18 protein-coding genes and 1 tRNA gene are annotated in these 21,822 nt (G+C 61.5%); 15 read left to right on the forward strand and 4 right to left on the reverse strand.

Annotated features, from left to right (window positions below; translation table 11 throughout):
- The first annotated feature begins 36 nt into the window (after window positions 1-36).
- The 14 genes from FGL65_RS14005 to uxx1 all read left to right on the forward strand — a co-directional run bounded on the left by FGL65_RS14005 (window position 37) and on the right by uxx1 (window position 13,574).
- A tRNA-Gly gene (locus FGL65_RS14005) sits at window positions 37-112 on the forward strand.
- Between the two features lie 93 nt (window positions 113-205).
- Complete coding sequence (gene rimP, locus FGL65_RS14010) at window positions 206-667, forward strand: ribosome maturation factor RimP (protein WP_147821897.1); 462 nt, start codon at window positions 206-208, stop codon at window positions 665-667.
- 58 nt (window positions 668-725) lie between these two features.
- On the forward strand, window positions 726-2,084 hold the full coding sequence (gene nusA, locus FGL65_RS14015) for a transcription termination factor NusA (RefSeq protein ID WP_147821898.1): 1,359 nt from the start codon (window positions 726-728) through the stop codon (window positions 2,082-2,084).
- A 45-nt stretch (window positions 2,085-2,129) separates the two neighbouring features.
- Window positions 2,130-2,366 carry a YlxR family protein gene (locus FGL65_RS14020; RefSeq protein ID WP_348981342.1) on the forward strand — a complete coding sequence of 79 codons (237 nt, stop codon included), beginning with the start codon at window positions 2,130-2,132 and terminating at the stop codon, window positions 2,364-2,366.
- Complete coding sequence (gene infB / locus FGL65_RS14025; RefSeq protein WP_147821900.1) at window positions 2,363-5,284, forward strand: translation initiation factor IF-2; 2,922 nt, start codon at window positions 2,363-2,365, stop codon at window positions 5,282-5,284. The genes FGL65_RS14020 and infB overlap by 4 nt, the downstream gene beginning before the upstream one ends.
- Before the next feature lie 70 nt (window positions 5,285-5,354).
- Window positions 5,355-5,648 carry a DUF503 domain-containing protein gene (locus FGL65_RS14030; protein WP_147821901.1) on the forward strand — a complete coding sequence of 98 codons (294 nt, stop codon included), beginning with the start codon at window positions 5,355-5,357 and terminating at the stop codon, window positions 5,646-5,648.
- Between the two features lie 4 nt (window positions 5,649-5,652).
- Window positions 5,653-6,003 (forward strand): 30S ribosome-binding factor RbfA, encoded by a 351-nt coding sequence (rbfA, locus tag FGL65_RS14035; RefSeq protein WP_147821902.1) that lies wholly within the window; start codon window positions 5,653-5,655, stop codon window positions 6,001-6,003.
- Window positions 5,966-6,934 (forward strand): DHH family phosphoesterase, encoded by a 969-nt coding sequence (locus FGL65_RS14040; RefSeq protein ID WP_147821903.1) that lies wholly within the window; start codon window positions 5,966-5,968, stop codon window positions 6,932-6,934. Before rbfA ends, FGL65_RS14040 begins: the two co-directional genes overlap by 38 nt.
- The gene (truB, locus tag FGL65_RS14045; protein ID WP_147821904.1) at window positions 6,935-7,879 is read left to right on the forward strand and encodes a tRNA pseudouridine(55) synthase TruB; all 945 of its coding nucleotides are present in this window, start codon (window positions 6,935-6,937) and stop codon (window positions 7,877-7,879) included. It abuts the gene before it with no gap.
- A gap of 68 nt (window positions 7,880-7,947) precedes the next feature.
- The gene (gene rpsO, locus FGL65_RS14050) at window positions 7,948-8,217 is read left to right on the forward strand and encodes a 30S ribosomal protein S15 (protein WP_147821905.1); all 270 of its coding nucleotides are present in this window, start codon (window positions 7,948-7,950) and stop codon (window positions 8,215-8,217) included.
- 211 nt (window positions 8,218-8,428) lie between these two features.
- Entirely contained in the window at window positions 8,429-10,651 is a 2,223-nt protein-coding gene (pnp, locus tag FGL65_RS14055; RefSeq protein ID WP_147821906.1) for a polyribonucleotide nucleotidyltransferase, read from the forward strand.
- A 124-nt stretch (window positions 10,652-10,775) separates the two neighbouring features.
- Window positions 10,776-11,642, forward strand: coding sequence for an alpha/beta fold hydrolase (locus FGL65_RS14060; RefSeq protein ID WP_147821907.1), 867 nt, complete (start codon window positions 10,776-10,778; stop codon window positions 11,640-11,642).
- A gap of 451 nt (window positions 11,643-12,093) precedes the next feature.
- Entirely contained in the window at window positions 12,094-13,254 is a 1,161-nt protein-coding gene (locus FGL65_RS14065) for a Tle-like phospholipase domain-containing protein (protein ID WP_147821908.1), read from the forward strand.
- 113 nt (window positions 13,255-13,367) lie between these two features.
- The gene (gene uxx1, locus FGL65_RS14070) at window positions 13,368-13,574 is read left to right on the forward strand and encodes a UXX-star selenoprotein family 1 (RefSeq protein ID WP_147821909.1); all 207 of its coding nucleotides are present in this window, start codon (window positions 13,368-13,370) and stop codon (window positions 13,572-13,574) included.
- A gap of 88 nt (window positions 13,575-13,662) precedes the next feature.
- Here the strand turns inward: uxx1 and amrB are convergent, their stop codons facing one another.
- The 4 genes from amrB to FGL65_RS14090 all read right to left on the reverse strand — a co-directional run bounded on the left by amrB (window position 13,663) and on the right by FGL65_RS14090 (window position 20,555).
- On the reverse strand, window positions 13,663-14,472 hold the full coding sequence (gene amrB / locus FGL65_RS14075) for an AmmeMemoRadiSam system protein B (protein WP_147821910.1): 810 nt from the start codon (window positions 14,470-14,472) through the stop codon (window positions 13,663-13,665).
- A gap of 27 nt (window positions 14,473-14,499) precedes the next feature.
- Entirely contained in the window at window positions 14,500-17,748 is a 3,249-nt protein-coding gene (locus FGL65_RS18650) for a tetratricopeptide repeat protein (protein ID WP_147821911.1), read from the reverse strand.
- A 65-nt stretch (window positions 17,749-17,813) separates the two neighbouring features.
- Window positions 17,814-18,830 (reverse strand): sigma-54 interaction domain-containing protein, encoded by a 1,017-nt coding sequence (locus FGL65_RS14085; protein ID WP_147821912.1) that lies wholly within the window; start codon window positions 18,828-18,830, stop codon window positions 17,814-17,816.
- Between the two features lie 324 nt (window positions 18,831-19,154).
- Window positions 19,155-20,555, reverse strand: a complete 1,401-nt coding sequence (locus FGL65_RS14090; protein ID WP_147821913.1) for an NAD(P)/FAD-dependent oxidoreductase — start codon at window positions 20,553-20,555, stop codon at window positions 19,155-19,157.
- Between the two features lie 194 nt (window positions 20,556-20,749).
- On the opposite strand from FGL65_RS14090, the gene FGL65_RS14095 reads away from it, so the two are divergent.
- The gene (locus tag FGL65_RS14095; RefSeq protein ID WP_147821914.1) at window positions 20,750-21,763 is read left to right on the forward strand and encodes an aryl-sulfate sulfotransferase; all 1,014 of its coding nucleotides are present in this window, start codon (window positions 20,750-20,752) and stop codon (window positions 21,761-21,763) included.
- The last annotated feature ends 59 nt before the right edge of the window (window positions 21,764-21,822 follow it).

Consider the following 21,822-nt stretch of genomic DNA (forward strand, 5'->3'; position numbering starts at 1 on the left):
TCCATATTGAATATGTATAAATGGACACGTTTTCGAGCGGGTGTATCTCAGCTGGTAGAGTACAAGCTTCCCAAGCTTGGTGTCGCGGGTTCGATCCCCGTCACCCGCTCCAGACCTTAGGCAGGTAGGTCCGCCCTCCTGCTTGGTTGTCCGCGATGGTGGGCCCCTAGGGTCCGCCTTTATTATTTTTTGAGGAAGTAAAGGAATGCGACAGAACGCTTTTGAAAAGGAATTGGCCGAATTGATCCGCCCGGAGGTGGAATCCCTGGGGTTCTCCTTCTGGGGCCTGACCTCGCCTTCGGCCGGGAAAAAGCGTGTCATACGTATCTATATCGATGGCCCGGAAGGCGTGAACATCGACGACTGCGCACAAGTGAGCAGGCAGGTGGGTCTCGTCCTGGAGGTGGAAGACATCATCAACGGTGCCTTCAACCTGGAGGTTTCCTCCCCGGGTCTCGAACGGAAGTTTTTCACTTTGGAGCAACTTGTCGGTTACGAGGGCCGCACCCTGGAGGTGAAGCTCGCCATTCCGGTCAACAACAGGCGCAACTTCAAGGGCGTCCTCAAGGAGATCACTCCGTCGGGGATCGTTCTGGACATGAAGGATGAAGATGTCCGCCTGGACTGGGATACGGTCAAGGAAGCCAAACTCGTTCACGAGTTCTAGCAAACTGGCCTTTGCCGGCGCGCAATTACGCGTTCGCGGCAGGGGCGGAGGTTTACGCATGTCGGAACTGAAAAAAGCCATTGATCAGATCAGCAAGGACAGAGGGATTGACCGGGACCTCCTGATCGACACTCTCGAGGAAGCTGTTCGCTCCGCAGTGCACCGCAAGTACGGTGACACCATGGACATCGAGGTTACCTTCAACGAGGAAACCGGAGAGATCGACGTCTACCAGTTCAAGGTGGTGGTCAAGGAAGTCCATGACGAGATCAGTGAAATCACGCTTGAAGAAGCGACCAACCATGATCCCAACGTCCGGCTCGACGATGAAATGGGCTTCAAGCTCTCCATCGAGGACCTGGGCCGCATCGCCGCCCAGAGCGCAAAGCAGGTCATCATCCAGCGCATGCGCGACGCCGAGCAGGAGATCATTTACGAAGAATACAAGGACCGCGTGGCCGAAATCGTCAGCGGCATCATTCAGCGCCGCGACCGCACCGGCTGGATAATCAACCTGGGCCGCACCGAAGCGCTGCTGGCCAAGGACGAACAGATCCCCCGCGAACGCTACAAGCGCGGCGACCGTGTCCAGGCATATGTCATTGATGTATTGAAGGAATCCCGCGGCCCGCAGGTCATCGTTTCCCGGTCCCACCCGGACTACATGGCCGAGTTGTTCAAGCGCGAGGTTCCGGAAGTGGCCGACGGCACGGTCAAGATCATGGGCGTTGCCCGCGATCCGGGACTGCGCGCCAAGGTGGCCGTTTCCTCCCGCGACCGCGACGTGGACCCGGTGGGCGCCTGTGTGGGCATCCGAGGTTCCCGCATCCAGAACGTGGTGCAGGAGCTCAAGGGCGAACGCATCGACATCGTGGTCTGGAGCCCGGACATCGCCCGCTACGCCCAGCATGCCCTTTCCCCGGCCGTGATCACCCGCATCATGGTGGACGAGGAAGAGGAAACCCTGGAAGTGGTGGTTCCCGACGATCAGCTTACCCTGGCCATCGGCCGCAAGGGGCAGAACGTCAAGCTCGCCTCCAGGCTGCTGGGATGGAAGATCGACATCTTTACCGAAACCCGCCACTCAGAGCTCCACGCCGCCCGCAAGGGTATGGACCAAATCGCCAGCGTGGCCGAAGTGAGCATCGACACCTTCATCAATGCGGGCTTCGAAACCACCGAATCCCTGGCCCTGGCTACGGACGAGGAACTGCTCGCCGTGGACGGCCTGGATGAAAGCCGCATTGCGGAAATGCGCGCGGCAATCAACATGCTCGGACTGAATTCCCAGCCCGACGAGGATGCTTCCGAAGAAGCTCCGGAAGAACCCGCAGCCGAAATCGAGGCTGTGGAAGAGGCCCAGGAACAGCCGGAAGAGGCGGAGGAATCCGCCGAGGACGAAGAGTCCAAGGAATAGATGCACAATCATGATACAGGACCAGCCCCCCAGGGGCCGGTCCGCATGTGCGTCATCTGCCGCGAACGCCTCCCCAAAGGGGAGCTGGAGCGGTATGTCTGTCCCAAATCGGAGCGCGGGGGCGCTCCTGGCAGGGAATCGGGTTCGGACGGCCTGATTCCCGACCCGGCCCAGGTATTGCCCGGGCGCGGGTTCTATATATGCGGCAAGGCCGAATGCCGGATGAGATTTGAAAAAGCACAGTTCGGCCTGAAGAAGAAATGCAAGGGGGAAACTCTATGACGGCAAAACAGAGGGTAAAAGACCTGGCGGAAGAGCTCGGTCTTAACAACAAGGACATTCTTCAACACCTCCGCGAGATCGGTGTGCAGGCCAAGAGCCTCATGAGCACCGTGGACGAAGAGGATGTTGCCACGCTCAAGGCAGCGCTCAAGGGCGAGGGCCCCAAGACCGAAGTGGTGCGCCGCGAGGTGCAGCCCGGTGTCATCGTGCGCCGCAGAAAGACCAGCCGCAAGGCCGCAAAGGCCGAGGAATCCCCAGTGGAAGAAACTCCCGCCGTGGAGGAAGCGGCTGCCGAAGCTCCGGCCCCGAAAGTAGAAAAGGCCCCTGAAAAGCCTGTCGAGGAAACGGCCGCCCCCGCTGCAGAAGAAACCCCCGAAGCCAAAGAAAAGCCGAAGAAAGACGCCGCGAAATCCCCCGCCAAGAAAGCGGCCGAAAAAGAAGAATTCAAGGGTGCACGCATCGTGAAGCCCGCTCCGTCCGCGCAGCCCGCCCCCGAGGCTGAAAAGCAAGAAACGCCGGCCGAAGAACCCGCCGTCGAAACCAAGGCCGAAGCCGTCACGGAAAAAACCGAAGAAAAGGCCGCGGAAAAGGAACAGGACAAGGCGGAAGCCAAGGCAGAGACCAAGACCGAGGTCGCGGAAGAGCCTGCACCGGAAAAGAAGGCCGCCAAGGAAGAAGCTCCCAAGGCCGACGACAAGAAGAAGAAAAAGAAAAAAAAGAAGGAGCCGGAAGCTCCCAAGGTCAAGATTATTTCCATGCCCGACCCGGAAGAGGTCGCACGCCGCGAAGCCCAGAAGGCCGTTGAGGAAATGAGCGCCGCCAACCGTCGGGGTCCGCGCAACGGCGCCCCCGGACGTGGCCCGCGCAACGGCGCTCCCGGTCGCGGACCGGCTGCGGGCGCTCCCGGCCGTGGCCCTGCTGGCGCCGCACCCGGACGTGGCGCTGCTCCCGGAACCGCCCCCACACCGGAGGCGGACGGACGCAGCCGCAAGAAGCGCAAGAAGGACCGTAGGGTCGTGGAATTCTCCAACGACGGTCCTCGCGGCGGACGCGAACGCGAATTCGACTCTCCCGGCGGCCGCGGCAAAAAGGGCAAAAGGGGCCGCAGGGGCGCTCCCCAGGCCATCAAGCCCGAAGCCACCGCCGCTCCCATGAAGGCGGCCAAGCGCAAGATCAAGTTCAACGAGGCCATCCGTCTGTCCGACATGGCCCACCAGATGGGCACCAAGGCCCAGGACCTGATCAAGGCCCTGTTCGGGCTCGGCGTCATGGCCACCATCAACCAGTCCCTGGACCTGGACACCACCACCCTGCTCGCCTCCGAGTTCGGTTATGAAGTGGAAAACGTGTCCTTTGACGAACAGGAATTCCTGATCCCGGCCGAAGCGGACAAGCCCGAAGAGCTCAAGCCGCGTCCGCCGGTGGTCACCATCATGGGTCACGTCGACCACGGCAAGACCTCCCTGCTGGACGCCATCCGCCAGACCAACGTCACCGACGGCGAGGCAGGCGGCATCACCCAGCACATCGGCGCATACCACGTCAAGACCAACCGGGGCGAAGTGGTCTTCCTGGATACCCCGGGCCACGAAGCGTTCACCACCATGCGTATGCGCGGGGCCCAGGTCACCGACATCGTCATCCTGGTGGTCGCCGCCGACGACGGCGTCATGGACCAGACCCGCGAGGCCATCGCCCACTCCAAGGCGGCGGGCGTGCCCATCGTGGTTGCCGTGAACAAGATTGACAAGGAAGGCTCCAACCCGGACAACGTCAAGCGCGAACTGGCCGAACAGGGCCTCATTCCCGAAGACTGGGGCGGCGAAACCATCTTCGCCCACGTCTCCGCAAAGATGCGCACGGGCCTGGACGAACTGCTGGAGATGATTCTGCTTCAGGCCGAAGTGCTCGAACTCAAGGCCAACCCGGACAAGCCCGCCCGCGGCCACATCGTGGAAGCGAAGCTGGACAAGGGTCGCGGCCCGGTGGGCACCATGCTCATTGCCGAGGGCACCATCGCCCAGGGCGACAGCTACGTCTGCGGCGTGCACCACGGCAAGGTCCGGGCCATGTTCAATGACCAGGGCAAGAAGATCAAGAAGGCCGGACCGGCAATCCCTGTTGAAATCCAGGGCTTTGACGGCATTCCCGAGGCCGGTGACGAACTCATCGTGGTGGCCGACGAAAAGGTCGCCCGCCGTATTGCCCAGACCCGCATGCAGAAGCAGCGCGAAAAGGAACTGGCAGGCAAGTCCAAGGTCACCCTGGAATCCTTCCTGGCGTCCCGCCCCAACGAAGAGGCCCAGAACCTCAACCTCATCCTCAAGGCGGACGTGCAGGGCTCCCTGGAAGCTGTCACCGAGGCGCTCAACAAGCTCAGCACCGACGAAGTCAAGATCCAGGTGGTGCACGGCGGCGCCGGCGCAATCACCGAATCCGACATCCTGCTGGCGGGCACTTCCGAGGCCATCATCATCGGCTTCAACGTACGCCCGAACCTGAAGGTCAAGGAAATCGCCGAGCAGGAGAACGTGGAAATCCGTTTCTACGACATCATCTACAAGCTGGTGAACGAGGTGAAGGACGCAATGAGCGGCATGCTGGCCCCGGACATCGAGGAAGTCTACCTCGGCCAGGCCGAAGTCCGCGACACCTTCAGCGTGCCCAAGGTGGGCGTGGTTGCCGGTTGCGCCGTTCTCGACGGCAAGATGACCCGCAACGCCAAGGTGCGCCTGCTGCGCGGCGGCGTGGTCACCTACACCGGCGAGCTGGCTTCCCTGCGTCGCTTCAAGGACGACGTCAAGGAAGTGGCCAAGGGCTTTGAATGCGGCATGGGCCTTGAGAAGTTCAACGACATCAAGGTGGGCGACATCATTGAAGCCTTCGAGCTCAAGGAAGTTGCCCGTACCATCGACTAGCCGGCATATAATAACAGCACACGGGCGGTTCGGCGTATCCGGGCCGCCCGTATTTTGATAGAAAAAGACCATGATCATCGGCGTGCTCTCCCTGGAATTCCGGCTGCACGGAAACGATTCCCTCAAGGGCAAGCGCAAGGTGGCCAAAAGCCTCAAGCAGAAGATCCGCAACAAGTTCAATGTGGCGGTGAGCGAGGTGGAGGCCCAGGATGTGCACCAGAAGCTGGTGCTTGCCGTGGTCACGGTCGCCAACGAGACGGCCAAGGTCGAGTCGCGCCTTGCCAAGGTACTCGGTATGGTGGAGGACATAGCGCCAGCGGAATTGGTGCACTGCTCCACCGAAGTCTTCAGCGACCAAGGATAAGCTTATGAAAATTTCCGGACGCAGACGCGCCTCCCGACTGGGCGACCTCATCCTCCGCGAGCTGAGCACCATGCTCGTGCAGGAGGTTCAGGATCCCCGGCTGGAGTTCGTCACCCTCTCCGCAATACGCATGAACGTGGACATGACCGTGGCCGAGGTGTTCTACACCTGCGGCGCGGGATCGGACAAGGAAGGCGCCGAGGCCGCCCTGCGCAAGGCGGGCGGATTCATGCGCTCGCAGCTGGGCCGCCGCATCAAGGTGCGGGTGGTTCCCGAGCTGCGCTTCATGTACGACGATTTCCTGGAGAACATGGTCTATGCCAAGCCCGCTGCAGACAATAGCGAAAATTCTTAGGGAGGAAGACCACTTCCTGGTGGCCTCCCACTTCAATCCCGACGGCGACGCCATCGGTTCCCTTGCCGCCGTGGGCCACATCCTGGCCTCGCTGGGCAAGACCTTCACCCTGTACAATCCCTCGGGCCTGCCCGCCAAATTCCAGTGGCTGGACATCCCGGGCGAGGTGCACGAGATCCTTCCCGACGACATGCCCGCCTGGACCATCATCCTGGACAGCGGCAGCCCGGAACGCACGGGCCTGGAAATGGTCTCGCGCATGGACGAAACCAGGGTCATCAGCATCGATCATCACCTGGGCAACCCGGAGTTCGGCGAAGTCAACTGGGTGGATGTCCGGGAGCCGGCAGTGGGCTCCATGATCGCCCTTCTGGCCGACGAGCTGGAAATTCCCCTGACCGGGTCCCTGGCCGAATCCGTCTACCTGGCGGTCTCCACGGACACAGGGTTCTTCACCTACGGCTCCACCACCCCGGAATGCCTGGAACTGGTGGCCCGGCTCCTGCGCGACGGCCTGGACATGTCCGCCGTGAACACCAGGATCACCAAGACCTGGTCCATTGAACGCCTGCGCCTGTGGAGCGAGGTCATAGACACGGTGGAACTGCACATGGACGGCCAGGTGGGCGTGGCCGCCGTGACCGCCGAGATGCTGGAACGCACCGGCACCAAGGCCGGGGACACCGAGAACATCATCAATTTCGTACGCCGCCTCGAAAGCGTGCGCGTGGCCGCCATCCTGCGCGAGGAAGGCCCGGACACCTACAAGTTCAGCCTGCGCTCCTACGGCGCGGACAACGTGCAGGAAGTGGCCGCCCAGTTCGGCGGCGGCGGGCACAAGAACGCCGCGGGCGGGGCCATCCAGGCTCCCCTGGACGAAGCCAAGGAACTGCTGGTGCGCTGCATCGGCGAAACCGTGGGGCTGAAATAAATGGCACGCAGGCGCAAATTCACGCGCAGCAAGGAACAGCTTGACGGCATCCTGATCCTGGACAAGCCCTCGGGGCCGACCTCGGCGGACTGCCTGAACGACATCAAGCACCAGCTCAAGCAATACAAGATCGGCCATGCCGGAACCCTGGACCCCCTGGCCCAGGGAGTGCTCCTGGTCATGCTCGGCCAGGCAACGAAGCTCGGGCCGTATCTGACCAGCAAGGAAAAAATATACCGGGGCACGCTGAAGCTCGGAATCTCCACGGATACCTATGATATTCAAGGAGAAATAACCTCTGAGAAGCCCGTCGAGGTCTCGGCGGACACTGTGGCGGGCGAAATTGTTGCCTGGAAAGAGTTGACAGAACAGGAAGTTCCGGCCTATTCGGCGGCCAAGCATAAGGGAAAAGCCCTTTATGAACTTGCCCGCGAAGGCAAGGAAACACCGGTCAAGATAAAGACCATCGATATTTCTCATGCGGAAGCGCTGGATGTAAGTCTCCCGGACGCGGAATTCAGGGTTAGGTGCTCGGCTGGCACCTATATACGGTCCCTGGTCCACAGCTTGGGGATACGACTTGGATGCGGCGCTACTCTGACAAGCCTCATCCGCGAGGCAAGCGAGCCCTTTGAGCTCTCCCGGGCGCACAGCCTGGAGGAAGTGCTCAAGGAACCAGAACGGCTTTCGGAACGGGTCATCCCCATTCCGGACGCCCTGCCCCACTGGCCCCGGTTCACCATTGCCGGCCAGCTCATAGACCTCGTCAAGAACGGGGCCTGGCTGCCGGTCAATGCCAATCCCGGGGAACTGCTCTGGGGCAAGCCCGGAGACCGGGCCATGCTCATGGACACGGAAGGAAACGCCCTGGCCCTGGTGGAAGCCAAGCCTCAGGGCGATGAACTGAAGTGGTCCATACTTCGCGGACTATGGCAGAACGAGTAGCCCACGCACCGGAAAGACTGAATCGGCACTTCTTGTTTACAGAACCATTTAAACAGGAGGATAACGCTGTGGTTATGACTACCGAAGCCAAACAACAGATCATTGACGAGTACAAGACGCACGAAGGCGACACGGGTTCTCCCGAGGTGCAGGTTGCCCTGCTCACCGAACGGATCAGCTACCTGACCGAGCACTTCAAGTCTCACAAAAAGGACTACCACTCCCGCACCGGCCTGCTGAAACTGGTCGGCCAGCGCAGGAAGCTCCTCAACTACCTGAAGGGCAAAGATATCCAGCGTTACCGCGATCTGATCGCACGCCTGGGTCTGCGCAAGTAGTCCACACAATTGTACCAAGCGGGGGAGGCACATGTCTCCCCCGTTGCATATTACTAACAGCCGAAGCCTTGCAGGCTTGACCCCGAAATAGAGGATTAGTTGGCTGCGGAAGGCGTTTTTGAAGCCCCTTTAAAAGCTCCTCCCCAAGCCGGCTAACAGGCCGGGGATCCCGCAAGGCCAAGGCCCAAACCAGCTTTGTGAGGATACTTACATGCTTAAACCTTTTGACAAGACCAGTCTGACCACCTCGGTCGGCAATCTCGACATCACCATCGAAACAGGCAAGCTGGCCAACCAGGCCAGCGGCGCGGTTACCATCAGCTCCGGCGGCACCGTCGTGCTGGTCACCGCCTGCACCCAGCCCCTGGAAATCGACCGCGGATTCTTTCCGCTGACCTGCAACTATCAGGAAATGGCTTACGCTGCGGGCCGCATTCCCGGCGGTTACTTCCGCCGCGAAGTGGGCCGTCCGTCCGAGCGCGAAACCCTGGTTTCCCGCCTCATCGACAGGCCCATCCGCCCGCTGTTCACCAAGGGCTTCGCCGACGAAGTTCAGGTCATCGCCACGGTTCTTTCCGCAGACAAGCACGTCAACCCGGACGTCCTGGCCCTGACTGGCGCATCCGCCGCCCTGCACATCTCCAAGATGCCCTTTGAAGGCCCCATCGCCGGCGCACGCGTGGGTTACGTGAACAACGAGTTCGTGCTCTACCCCACCTACAAGGGCATTGCCGAGGAAAGCAGCCTGAACCTGATCTTCGCAGCCTCCCGCGACGCCATCGTCATGGTGGAAGGCGGCGGTGAGTTCGTCTCCGAAGACCTGGTCGCCGACGCCCTGGAATGGGGCCACGAGCAGATCATGCCGCTGCTGGACATGCAGGACGAGCTGCGCGCCAAGGTTGGCCTCGAAAAGATCCAGGTGACCGCCCCGGAAAAGGACGAGGAACTGGCTTCCTACGTCGCCGAAATCATCACCGACGACCTCAAGGCCGCCCTGAGCACCCCCGAGAAGATGGCCCGCAAGGACGCCAAGTCCGCAGCCAAGGACAAGGCCAAGGAAGCCGTGGCCGAGAAGTTCCCCGAGGACGAAACCAAGCTGAAGCAGCTGGGCGACGTGATCGGCGACCTGGAAAAGAAGATCGTGCGCAATCGCATCGTCACCGAGGGCACCCGCATCGACGGCCGCGACACCACCACGGTGCGTCCGCTGTCCGTGGAAGTCGGCGTACTGCCCATGACCCACGGCTCCGCCCTGTTCCGCCGCGGCGAAACCTCGGCCCTGGCTGTCGCCACCCTGGGTTCCACCCGCGACGAACAGCGCTTTGAGACCCTCATCGGCGAAGACACCAAGCGCTTCATGCTCCATTACAATTTCCCGCCGTACTGCGTGGGTGAAGCCCGCATGCTGCGCGCTCCGAGCCGCCGCGAAGTGGGCCACGGCGCCCTGGCCGAACGGGCCATCTCCCCGGTCCTGCCGGATCCGGAAGCCTTCCCGTTCACCATCCGCGCGGTCTCCGAAATTATGGAATCCAACGGTTCCTCCTCCATGGCCTCCGTGTGCGGCACCTCCCTGGCTCTCATGGACGCAGGCGTGCCCGTGAAGGCTCCGGTGGCCGGTATCGCCATGGGCCTGTGCAAGGAAGGCGACGAATACTTCGTGCTCACCGACATCCTCGGTGACGAAGACGCCCTGGGCGACATGGACTTCAAGGTGGCCGGCACCAGCCAGGGTATCACCGCCATCCAGATGGACATCAAGATCAAGGGCATCCCGTCCGAAGTTCTGCGCCGCGCACTGGGCCAGGCCAAGGACGCCCGTCAGCACATCCTGGGCTCCATGGCCGAGTGCATCGAAGCCCCGCGCGAGGCTCTTTCCGAACTGGCCCCGCAGATGTGCGAAGTCTATGTGGATCCGGAAAAGATCCGCTCCATCATCGGACCCGGCGGCAAGAACATCAAGGCCATCACCACCGAAACCGAGGCTACCATCGACATCGAGGATTCCGGCAAGGTCATGATCTTCGCCCCGACCCTCAAGTCCATGGAAGAAGCCAAGGCCCGCGTGGAATACTACGACCAGAAGCCGGAAATCGGTAAGAACTACCGCGGCATCGTGCGCAAGATCCTCGAGATCGGCGCCCTGGTGGAAATCCTCCCCGGCTGCGAAGGCATGCTGCACATTTCCCAGATGGACTTCGAGCGCATCGAAAAGGTGGACGACCTGCTCAAGCTCGGCCAGGAAGTGGAAGTGAAGTGCGTGGACCTGGAGCCGGGCGGACGCATCCGTCTCTCCCGCAAGGCATGGCTCATGGAGCAGGCCGGCCAGGAAGTGAACCTGGATGAGTTCAAGCGCCCCGCCGGCGGCGGCAGGGGCGGCGATCGCGGCGATCGTCGTGGCGGACGCGGCGGCGACCGTCGTGGCGGACGTCGCTAATCGGCGCAGCCCATAAAGCATTCAAGGCGGCCTCTCCGGAGGTCGCCTTTTTTTGTGTATTTTCTTGACCTGACCATGGCTTTATGGTCCAGCCTGGAACAAACACCTTTTACCGGAGACTGCCATGAAAATGCCAAGACTGTACCCCCTGCTGCTGCTCTTGTTCCTCCTGCTGCCGCCCACCCATGCGGGAGCCGCCTCCCACTATCTGCCCGTGGACGGTGTTACCGTACACTACAAGACCATGGGCGCAGGCACGGACACCCTGTTCTTTGTGCACGGATTTTCCTGCGACACATCCGTGTGGAAGGATCAGTATCCCGCCTTCGAGGATTACAGGATCATCTCCATCGACCTGCCCGGTCACGGCATGAGCGGCTCGCCGCGCATCAAATACACGCAGCAGCGCTTTGCCGACGCCATCAAGGCGGTCATGGACGCCGAAAGCGTGGACACCGCCCTTCTGGTGGTGCACAGCATGGGCTACCAGATCGCCCGCAAACTCTTCGATTCCTATCCGGGCAGCGTTTCCGGCATCAGCATCGTGGACGGGGCCTACTTCCCCGTGCCCCATGACGCCAAGGCCCGTGACCAGTTCCAGCGGGAGCTCTGGAACTTCGTCCGGATAACCAGCACCAATGAAACCATGGACGAATTCCTGGGCAACATGCGCAAGGACACCAGCTCCGAGGAAATCTCCCGTTTCTTCACCAAGCTGATGCTCTCGACGCCGGTGCATGTGCGCATCAGCACCATGCGGGATTTCTGCAACCTGGCCACCTGGAAGGAACATCCCCAGAGCGTTCCCGTACAGGCCGTCTATGCCGTCACCCCCCACCTTTCTCCCGCGAACGAGCAATACCTGCGAACCCAGTTCCCGAACCTGGAGTACCACCAATGGGACGGCGTGGGGCACTTCCTGATGATGGAGCGGCCCGAGGAGTTCAACGGGTTGCTCCGGTCCTTCGCCCAAAAAGTCTACGGGCAATGATGCAACCCACCTCTCCGCAAGCGAGCCGCCTCCGGGCGGCTTTCTTGTACCCCACCAAAAATTCCCCTTAACGAGCACAAACGAACAATCTCACCATTTGCGCCAATAATTACCAATATTTGTTCACTATCGAAGAGTATTAACCCCAATTTTCTTTCACAACCAACCATTTTTTTCGTTCAGCATCTTGTCAATTTATATCTAAACTGATATTTGAAACTATTGTTTTATACAGGAGCAGCCCCGGTTCCATTGGCGCAACTCCCTCAGAACTTCATATTTATTTCTATTGAAATAAAGCAGATGCGTTAAAGCAACGCCCTGGCGTCCCTGTAACCTCTTCCCGAATCCGCGTCCGTGCAAACGTCGGCCCGGGAAGCAGGCAACCCTGCCCCCCAAAGTGTGTGTCTATAGTTTTTGCTGTCGTACAACCAATGGAGGTGTGAGAACCATGACGACTGAAACCAATCCTTTTGATGTGGAAGCCTTCCGGCTCATGAGCAGACATTCCTACTATGGCGAGGACAGCCCTGTCTCCTGGATGACCAATACCAAGCAGGGCATGGAAGACGACATGGCGGAATACGGGTGGTCCGTGGCCGACGACGCCAAGCACGCGCAGTTCCTGCAGGCGCTGGAGGAAAGCGGCATTGCCGGACAGCTCTCGGGTGTGGGGCTCGAGTATGACGTGTACAAGAACGAAAACGGCGTCTATTCCCTGGCCTTCCGGGGAACGGACGGCGACCTGGCGGACATCTCCACCGACGCCCAGCTGGCCCTGAACAAACTGCCCCGCGCCGGGGAACTGGCCATAGACATGGCAAAGATCGCGCGTGAAACGTTCGGTTCGTCCCATCTGGTGGTCACCGGGCACTCCCTGGGAGGCTACGAGGCGCAATGTGCGGCCGCCGTCATCGGCGTTCCCTGTGTCGTGTTCGACGCCCCCGGCATCGCCAGGGAGCTGGACCAGATCCGCACCTACGCGGGAGAACTCAGCGGCACCGATGTTTACAACAACACCAACATCATGAACGTGGTCAGCGACACCATGGTGTCCAACACCGACGTCTTCGGCGTCATCGAAACCAACGACCATGTGGGAACAGTCATTTCCATCAACGATTCCGGCCTGGAGAAAATCACCTCCTGGGGCAGGATCGACAAACACATGATGTACAATTTTAAGGACCTGGGACTGGACGCCACGGAACACATCAACATGTGCGAAGTGGAGGTTCCCGCCAATGCCGGAGGAACGGCGCTGGCTTCCGGCGACCCTGCGGAATATGGGACGGATGCAACGGTTGCCGCTGCCGCCGCCATGGCCCTGTCCGGTGAAAACGAACTGGCCTTTACCCAGGACCAGAGCACGCAGTTGGTGGGCACCCTGAACTCCGCGCCCGAGGTATCCGTCTTCGAGGCAGCCCCCTCCCTGGCGGCCGCAGCCGCAGCCACAGGGCAGGCCGAGCTTCTGGAAAACCAGATCCAGGCCCTCGTGGATGGCATGTCCGGCTATACGCCCGTCACCGCCGGCGTGATGACAACGCCCATGACCCTGGGCGAGGAGGAACAGGCCCACATCGCCGTGGCCAGCCAAGGCGACTTCGCCTAAGCCGCGACACCGGGAGAGACACATATGTACGGCCCCGCACCATGGGTGACGGGGCCGTTTCTCTTTCCCGGGGGCTGATTGCCAAAAGCATCGGCCGGGCGTAGTCTGGTTTCATGCCCGAACAGATCATCATCTACGGCAAGGAACATTGCCCGCACACCCGAAGGGCGCGGGACGCCTATCCCGAAGCCGAATTCATCGACGTGCAGGCCAGCCCCGAGAACATGGACGCCATGCTGCGCCTCTCGGGCGGGGTCCGGCGCGTGCCGGTCGTGGTCAAGGACGGCGTGGCCGAGGTTGGCCACAACCGGGGAGCCTGAAAGGTTTAATATCCAGGCGGTCCGCCTGGAAAAGCAAAAGGCCTCTCCCAATGGGAGAGGCCTTTTGCTTTTCCAGGACAAAATAAATTCAACTGACCAGCACACCCGCGTAGCCCACCACCTGCTCGTAGTCGCCGCTCACGTCGCCGGAGGTGGCATAGGCGGCCAGCTCGGCCTTTTCCGCGCCCATTTCCAGGGCCGCGAACAGCCCCAGGGTCATGGGCAGAATGCCGCACATGCTGATGCGGTTTTCGCGCACCACGGAGAACAGCCGAGCCGGGTCGAGCCCCAGAGCCGCCTCCAGGGCCATGGAATCGCGCCGCTTGGCCTGCTCGTGGGAAATATAGTGGCTCATGTCCGAACTGACCACAATGGACACGGGGCGTTCAAAGGACTTGAGCGCCCTTCCCACGGCGCGGCCCACGCCCTCCAGCACGTCCAGGGACGGAGCGGAAACCGCCACCGGCACCATGGTGGTGGCCGGGTTCAGCCGGTGCAGGAAGGGAACGATGACCTCCAGTGAGTGCTCGCGCACGTGTGCGCCCCGGTCCGGAGTCAGGCGCGGTTCAGCAGCCATGAGCGCGTCGGCCAGTTCCCGGTCCAGGGGCATCCTGCCTTCGGGAAAAAGCCAATCGCCATCGTTCCAGAGGGAAAGCTCGGCTCCCATGCCCGTGTGGTTGGGCCCGAGCATGAGCACGGTGGGATGCAGGTTGGCGCTGGCCAGGGTCTTGCCGCAGACGGCGCCGGAAAAAACATACCCCGCGTGGGGGACCATGGCCAGCAGGGTCGAAGCCTGCCGTTTCCGCTCGGCCAGCCCGTGGAACTGATCGATCATGCCCCACAGGGCCGCGGCATTGTCCGGGTAGAACTGCCCGGCGACAACGGGATTCCTGTCCATGATTCCCTCCTGGGTGATTAGGACCGCTTATTGCGGTGCGGGACTGTACTGCCGGGCCTGGCGCTCCACCTTGAAATCCTCCAGCGCGGCCTTGGCAAGGGAAGCCTGCAGCGAATCGGGGCGCTTGTCGATGATATCCTGCAGCAGCTTCTGCCACTCCTCGGTGGCCCCTGCCTTCTTGTAGATGCGGGCCAGCTTGAAGCGGGTGGGAGCCCATTCCGGGTTGTCGGGCGTGATGTACTGGTCGTACTGGCGGGCCCACTTGAGGGCCTCCTCGTAGCGGCCGGAACGTTCCGTGGCGTAGATGGACATGAGCACCGCGTCCTTGACCTTTTCCGGGTCCCCGTTGGTCTGCAGCAGCAGGGTCAGGGCCTCCTGGGCGTAGGCGAAGACCCGCTTGAGGTCCTGGCGCTTCATTGCGTCCTTGGCCATGTAGTACATGGCGTAGCCCCGGAAGGACGGGTCCACCTCGGGATTCATGCCCAGCTCGGCCCAGAGCGGCAGGGCCTTGTCCGGGTCGCCCATGTTCTGCAGGGCCATGGCCCGGGCGTATTCCAGCTGGCGCTGCTGCTTGGGCTGCAGCTTCCAGTGCGTGGTGGCGCGGTCGATGAGCTTGTTGATGCTGTCCCAGGCGTACTGGTCCAGATAGATGCCCACGGCCAGGTCAATGGCCTTGTTCGAGATATCGGGGATCTGCTTCTCGCCCAGATAGGGCTCGATGATCTCCAGGGCCTTGCCGGGCTGGCCCAGCTTCCAGTAGCTGTTGGCCACCATGAGCCTGGTGTTGTCGTCAACGCGGGTATCGCCCTTGCCTATGAAGTCGTACCCTTCCCAGTAGCGGACAACGCGCTGGTAGTTGGCGTCGTCCACCAAGCCGGGAACGGCCAGGGCAAAGACCTTGTCGCCCAGCTCGCGGGCGCGGGGCAGCAGTTCGCTGTCCGGAAACTTGTCGATGAAATCCTGAGCTGCGGTCAGGGCCTCGGGATACTTCTTGTGGAAGGCATACCACATGGCCATCTTGAGCTGGGCCACCGGGGCCAGCGGACCGTCCGGGAACTTCTCCACAATCTCTTCGTAGACCTGCACCGGGCGCAGGTTGTAGGGCCTGTCAAAGACCGAAACCATCTGGACCATGGTGGGATCGTCGTAGATGCCCTCCTCGGCCAGGCGCATCTTGGCCACCAGGCCCCCTTCCTTGTCCGGGTACTGCTTGACGGCCTTCTCGTAGATCTCGCGGGCGGGTTCCTTGAAGCCCTGTGTCAGGTAGATGTCGCCGATGCGGGCCAGGGCGATGTCCGAGGCCTCGGCCTCGGGATTGAGGTTGTAGTAGGTGAAATAGTGGTCCTTGGCCTGGGCGTATTTCTGGAGCCGCATCTCGATGCCCCCTGCCAGGAGCAGGAATTCGGGCCGGGCCATGTAGTAGTCGGGCCAGCGTTTGTCGATATAATCCACGATCTGGTAGGCCTGCTTGTTGTATCCCAGCCGTTCCAGGGAATCGGCCAGGAGATACGCGGCGTTCTTGACCAGCTCGTTTTCCGGATAGGTCTGGACCAGGTACTGGAGCTGGTCGGCGGCCTTGCGGTAATCACCCTTGCGGAAATAATACTCGCCCCAATAATAGCTGATGGACGGAATGACCTGGTCGTCCGGATACTTGCTCTGCAGGATGCTGAAATAGGCCTTGGCCTCGGGCAGGTTGCCGACCTTGAGGTTGATGAGACCGAGATTGACCAGCGCCTGCGGGGCCTTGCGCGAATCAGGGTTGTAGTTGAGCGCCTCGGTGTAGGCCCCGGCGATCTCGTCGTACTTGTCGGCCGGGTCGTCCTTGTACAGCTGCATGGCAATGTCGCCCAGGGCATAGAGGGCCTCTTCCCGATACTCGTCGGGCAGCAGCGGATTGGGCAAGATTTCCTTGAAGATATCCCGGGCGGCGGCAAGATTGCCGTTGAGCATGAGCGACTGCGCCTCAAGGGCCTTGTTGACCAGGTCCTCCGCAGCCAGGGTGGCGTTGTCCGCCTCGGGCTGCGCCTGCGCCAGCTCGGTGGCTTCCTGGGGCAGGGCCTCGCCTTCCGCCGCCAGTTCTGCCTGACCTTCGGCCTCGGCCTGCTGTTCCTGGGCCGGCTCTGCCGGAGGCACCGGCTGCTCATCCACCACCGGAGGCGGCGCGACGGCCTGTTCCACATGGTCGCCAACGGGCTGCGCGGGAACATCCCCGGACGGCGGCGGAACCACAGCGCCCTTGACCGCGCCCGCCTCCTGGGGCGTGGCCACGGAAACCGGGCCCACATCCTCGAAGCTGGGCGGCGGGGCCACCGTTCCGGTGGTGCTTCCCTGCGCCGTGGGGGCCTGGGCCGTTCCGGGCTCTTCCCGCATTGCGGGCTGCGGGGCAGGGGCCACGGGCTGCCTGCCCTCCACCACCCCGGACAGGGGCAGCTCATCGGGCGGCGGGGCCACCGAACCACGGACATTTCCCGAACCCTGCAGGGACTCGGCGCCGGGCAGGTCAATGACCGGGGCCTCGGCCGCCGTGGTATTGCCCAGCTCGGCCATCTTCACATCGGCCGCATCCCGGTCCGTGGCCTGGAAACGCATATCATGCGCCGCGGTCGCGTTCCCCGCGCCGGGAGGCGGGGCCACCTCGGTCCGCACCGTGTGCGGCATGGAAAAGAAGGGTTTGCGCTTGGAATCTCCCGCCGTGAGATCGGTCTCCAGCAGGCCCTGGGGCACTGCGGCGGGCGCGGGAGCCTGCGGCGCAGTGGCTGCGGGCTGCTCCACCTTGGGCGCGGGCTTCGGTACGGGCTTGGCCGCGGGAGCGGAAGCCGCAGGGGCGACGGGCTTCGGGGCCGGCTTTGCGGTACGGGCGCTGGGCGGTTTCCAACGCGCGCCAATGGGATCGCGGAAGACCTGAACCAAAGCCTGCGGCTTGGACGGATCATTGACCCGGATGAAACCGAACCCCTTGGTCTTGGTGTTCAGGATCAGGGAATTGCCAGAAATATCGATGGAGCTGACGAGTTTGCTGGCCTTGAGGCGGGTCAGGTCTGGCTTTCGCTCCTTGTCCCAGAACCCTGCTGGGAAGGCCACGGTGATCTGTGTGGTACCGGTGCGGGTCACGGAATAGTCGGGCACCGCGCCGGAATCGAAAACCAGGGTAAGCTTGTCCGAATCCCCGGCCGCATTGACCCGAACGCCAAGAGCCGCTGCCGGCGAGGCCCAGAGGCTACCGGCAAAGGCGAGTGCGGCAAGTACCCATGCTATGTGTTTTGTTTTTTTCACAGCCACGTCGGGTGGTTATGCAAAACCCGTGCTGCCGGGAAAGCCCCGGCCCCCCATCCGGCCGCCTAATCGAGCAATTTGCGCTTCTTGATCTTCTCGATCAGGGTTGTGCGCTTGATGCCCAACAGTTCCGCGGCCTTGTTCTTGACGCCCTCTGCGGCGTCAAGCGCCTCCAAGAGCAACTTGTCTTCCATGGATTCAAGAAATTCCTTCAATCCCGTCGACTTGTCATTCATATCCTGCAAGGTGGGCCAGGCAAATCCTGCCGGGCGAACCTGGACCTCCGCAACCGTGCGCAGGGGCTTTTCCCCGATGTCTTCCCAGATCTTGTCGGGCAGGTCCTCGGGAGCCACTTCCGCATTATCGCAAAGAATGGAAAGCCGCTCCATGAAATTTTCCAGCTCGCGAACGTTGCCGGGCCAGGAATAGGTCAGGAACATTTCCTTGACCTTGCCGCCCAGCTTGAGCCTGACCCGATCCTTTTCCGAGCAAAAGCGCCCCAGGAAATGCTCGGCCAGGGTAATGATGTCGCCGTCGCGCTCGCGCAGGGGCGGCAGATGCATGGGAATGACGTTGAGCCGGTAGAACAGGTCCTCGCGGAAACGCCCGGCCTTGACCTCTCCCTCCAGGTCCCGGTTGGTGGCGGCAACCACGCGCACGTCCACCTTCTTGATCTGGGTGCCCCCCACCCGCTCGATCTCCTTTTCCTGAAGCGCGCGCAGGATCTTGACCTGCAGGCTCAGATCCATCTCCCCTATCTCATCCAGAAAGATGGTGCCGCCGTCGGCAAGCTCGAACCGGCCCGGGCGGGAACGAATGGCGTGGGTAAAGGCCCCCTTTTCATGGCCGAAAAGCTCGGACTCCAGCAGTTCCTTGGGAATGGCCCCGCAGTTGATGGGCACAAATGGCTTTTCCCTGCGCTTGCTGTTGCGGTGCAGGGCGCGGACCAGAAGCTCCTTGCCGGTGCCGGACTCGCCGGTGACCAGCACGGTGCTTTCCGTCGGGGCAACTTTTTCAAGAATCCTGAACACCTCGGCGAGAGCCGGGCTGCTACCGATGATACCGTCCAATTTGAGAGCCATCGGACCTCCGATCGAAGTGTATGGGTCGTTAGGATTTCCAACGCAGCACGGGGCTCCAACCAAACTGCGTGCGTTCTTATCCTCACTGTCAATCAAATGACGGTTTGTCAAGGTTCTCTTGAATTTTTTTAGAAAAAATGTGCAAGAAAGCGGTGCGTTTAGAACGCGTTCCCCTTCCCCGCCAGGGAAAAATTCAATCCAAAAACAGGAACCGGACCACACCCGTCGGAATTAAACATCGTAAAATCAATATATTAAGGATTCATCCGGCATAAAAAAAGACCCGCCCACAAGGACGGGTCTTGAACATGCGTAGTGCTTCCGCTAGCTGCGGCGGATGATCTCCTTGGCCGGAACCAAGGCGGTGGCTGCGGCGGAAACGATGTTCCCGGCAACGCCCGGTCCGTCACCGGCCACGAACAGGCCTTCCACGGAAGTTTCCAGTTGGTCGCTGGTGTCCACCTGGGTGGCGAAGAACTTGATTTCCGGCGCGTACAGCAGGGTCTCGTCGTTGGAGACGCCGGGAACCACCTTGTTGAGCTGCTCCAGCCCGTCCACCAGGTTGGTGACGATGCGCTCGGGCAGGGCCATGGCGATATCGCCGCAGACCACATCCTTGAGCGTGGGCTCGATGTAGCTGTTCTTGATGCGGTTCCAGGTGGAACGACGGCCGCGCTTGAGGTCGCCGAAGCGCTGCAGGATGGGCCTGCCGCCGCCGATGATGGTGGCCAGGCGGCCGATGGATTCGCCGTAGGCCTGGTTGTCCTCCACCGGGTCGGTGAGCACCACCTTGGACAGGAAGGCGAAGTTGCAGTTGTCCGACTTCTTGTCCATGTAGGCATGGCCGTTGACGCAGACGAAGTCCTGGTAGTTTTCCACGGCCACGAACCCGCCGTAGTTGGTGCAGAAGGTGCGGGTCTGGTCGTCGTACTTGTTGGTGCGCACGAAGAAGGTCGGGTCGTAGATGATGTCGCAGAGATCCTGCATGATCTCGTTGTGCACCTCCACGCGCACGCCCACCTCGATGCCGCGCTGGGACACGTTGATGCCGTGCCCCTTGACCACGGAGGCCACCCATTCCGCGCCGACGCGTCCCGGAGCCAGGATCACGTTGCCGGCCTGGTATTCGCCCCGGTTGGTTCTCACCCCGGTGACCTTGCCGTTTTCGACCATCACGTCCTTGACCTCTTCGGAGGTGTGGAAGGTGACGCCCTTTTCCTGGATATAGTCGGCCATGGCGGCGATATGGTTCGGCAGGTTGTCCGAGCCCAGGTGCTTCTGCTTGATGAGCAGCAGGTCGATGCCGTGCTTCTTGGCCTCCTTGCGGATGCCGTGGGCCTCGTCCCGGTTGGTGGGGTAAACCTTTCCGTCCATGTTGAAGCGGTTGAAGATATCTTCGGTTTCATCGATGAGCTTGTTGGCTTCGGACATGGACATGAACTGGGTCAGGTCGGTCTTGCCCAGCTTGGGAATGAAATTCAGCTTGCCGTCGGAAAAGAGCCCTGCTCCGCCCACGCCGCACAGGATGTGGCAGGGACGGCACTTGACGCAGTTCTTCTCCCCGGTGATGGGACAGTGGCGCTTGAGGGAAGGCTTGCCCTTCTCAATGACGAGCACGTCGAGATTGGAATGCTCGCCCAGATAGTAGGCGGCAAAGAGCCCGGCCGGGCCGCCACCCACGATAATGACATCGTAATCCGTTTTCACAGGCTTGTTGGGAGCCATTGTTTGATCCTCCATGGACGCAAGTATGGCCCATCTGCTTTGCGCAAACCGGCGCGCAGACGGGCCATAGTTTACATTAGTACCTGATTCGGAAAAGCGTCAAGGGAAAACTTACGGAACCAAACGAAGTTTTCTTAATAATTGTCCGCAACCGCCACCATATCTAGATTCATGGCATACTGAGGAGAACCGCCATGAGACACGCTTTGCTCTGCATCCTTCTGCTGGCCCTGCCCGCCCTGGCCGCGGCCGCGGACTACACGGTGGACGTGAACACGGACAAGGCCTTTCGGGGCACCACCCTCTTTGCCGAGACCATGGACCCGAAGCACCCCAGGATCGTGGAGGTGGACATGGACGGGGCCGTGGTCTGGGAATATGCGATCCCGACCGAAATCGTGCGCGGCGGGCACCCCGGCCAGGCAATGGACATCGAATGGATCCCCGAGACCGACACCATTCTCTTCGTCATGCCGCTCAAAGGCATCTACGAAGTCGACCGAAACAAACAGATCGTCTGGAAGCACCTGACCAAGCGGGTCTCCCACGACGCGGACAAGCTGCCGAACGGGAACATCCTCTACTCCTTTGCCTGGGAGCGGGAAAACGACACGCAGGTCTTCGAGATCACCCCCGACGGAAAAGAGGTCTGGCACTGGCGGGCCGTCGAACACATCGCCCCGTCCGAGCGACGCCACAAGGGGCCGGTGCGCCAGGACGGATTCTGCCACGTGAACGGGGTCATGCGCCTGGACAACGGGCAAACCCGCATCAGCATGCGCAACTTCAACATGGCCGTGGAAGTGGACCAAAAAGGGACCATCGTCTGGTCGCTGCGGGAACTGAGCAACGGCAAGGAGGCCCGCAACATCCACGACCCGCGCACCCTGCCGAACGGAAACATCATCCTGTCCACCCACGGGCCGCAGCGGATCTTCGAGGTCACCCGCGACGGCAGGCTGGTCAACTGCCGCAGGGACAAAAACATCCATCTGGTGCGCAGCCACCAGGTCCTGCCCAACGGCAACATCCTGTGCACGGACGCGGACAAACTCATGGAACTGACCCCGGACCTGCGGGAAATCGTCTGGCAACTTCGAAAGCCCGGCGTGGACATCCGCAAGCTGTACACCAAGGGGAAGGTGGGGCCCGGCGACCCGCGCGAAGTGGGGTTCTACAAGGCGGAACGCATCCCGCCCAGGCAATAGGCCAGCAAAAGGCCCCCGCTCTGTCGAGCGGGGGCCTGTTCATGACATTTCCCGATGGC

It is taken from the genome of Salidesulfovibrio onnuriiensis (assembly GCF_008001235.1).
In the GTDB taxonomy this organism is placed as follows: domain Bacteria; phylum Desulfobacterota; class Desulfovibrionia; order Desulfovibrionales; family Desulfovibrionaceae; genus Pseudodesulfovibrio; species Pseudodesulfovibrio onnuriiensis.

Bases quoted from the DNA above. Each gene is read 5' to 3' on its own strand.
- rimP (WP_147821897.1), top strand. From the start codon at position 206: ATGCGACAGAACGCTTTTGAAAAGGAATTGGCCGAATTGATCCGCCCG.
- nusA (WP_147821898.1), top strand. From the start codon at position 726: ATGTCGGAACTGAAAAAAGCCATTGATCAGATCAGCAAGGACAGAGGG.
- FGL65_RS14020 (WP_348981342.1), top strand. From the start codon at position 2,130: ATGTGCGTCATCTGCCGCGAACGCCTCCCCAAAGGGGAGCTGGAGCGG.
- infB (WP_147821900.1), top strand. From the start codon at position 2,363: ATGACGGCAAAACAGAGGGTAAAAGACCTGGCGGAAGAGCTCGGTCTT.
- FGL65_RS14030 (WP_147821901.1), top strand. From the start codon at position 5,355: ATGATCATCGGCGTGCTCTCCCTGGAATTCCGGCTGCACGGAAACGAT.
- rbfA (WP_147821902.1), top strand. From the start codon at position 5,653: ATGAAAATTTCCGGACGCAGACGCGCCTCCCGACTGGGCGACCTCATC.
- FGL65_RS14040 (WP_147821903.1), top strand. From the start codon at position 5,966: ATGCCAAGCCCGCTGCAGACAATAGCGAAAATTCTTAGGGAGGAAGAC.
- truB (WP_147821904.1), top strand. From the start codon at position 6,935: ATGGCACGCAGGCGCAAATTCACGCGCAGCAAGGAACAGCTTGACGGC.
- pnp (WP_147821906.1), top strand. From the start codon at position 8,429: ATGCTTAAACCTTTTGACAAGACCAGTCTGACCACCTCGGTCGGCAAT.
- FGL65_RS14060 (WP_147821907.1), top strand. From the start codon at position 10,776: ATGAAAATGCCAAGACTGTACCCCCTGCTGCTGCTCTTGTTCCTCCTG.
- FGL65_RS14065 (WP_147821908.1), top strand. From the start codon at position 12,094: ATGACGACTGAAACCAATCCTTTTGATGTGGAAGCCTTCCGGCTCATG.
- uxx1 (WP_147821909.1), top strand. From the start codon at position 13,368: ATGCCCGAACAGATCATCATCTACGGCAAGGAACATTGCCCGCACACC.
- amrB (WP_147821910.1), bottom strand. From the start codon at position 14,472: ATGGACAGGAATCCCGTTGTCGCCGGGCAGTTCTACCCGGACAATGCC.
- FGL65_RS14085 (WP_147821912.1), bottom strand. From the start codon at position 18,830: ATGGCTCTCAAATTGGACGGTATCATCGGTAGCAGCCCGGCTCTCGCC.
- FGL65_RS14090 (WP_147821913.1), bottom strand. From the start codon at position 20,555: ATGGCTCCCAACAAGCCTGTGAAAACGGATTACGATGTCATTATCGTG.
- FGL65_RS14095 (WP_147821914.1), top strand. From the start codon at position 20,750: ATGAGACACGCTTTGCTCTGCATCCTTCTGCTGGCCCTGCCCGCCCTG.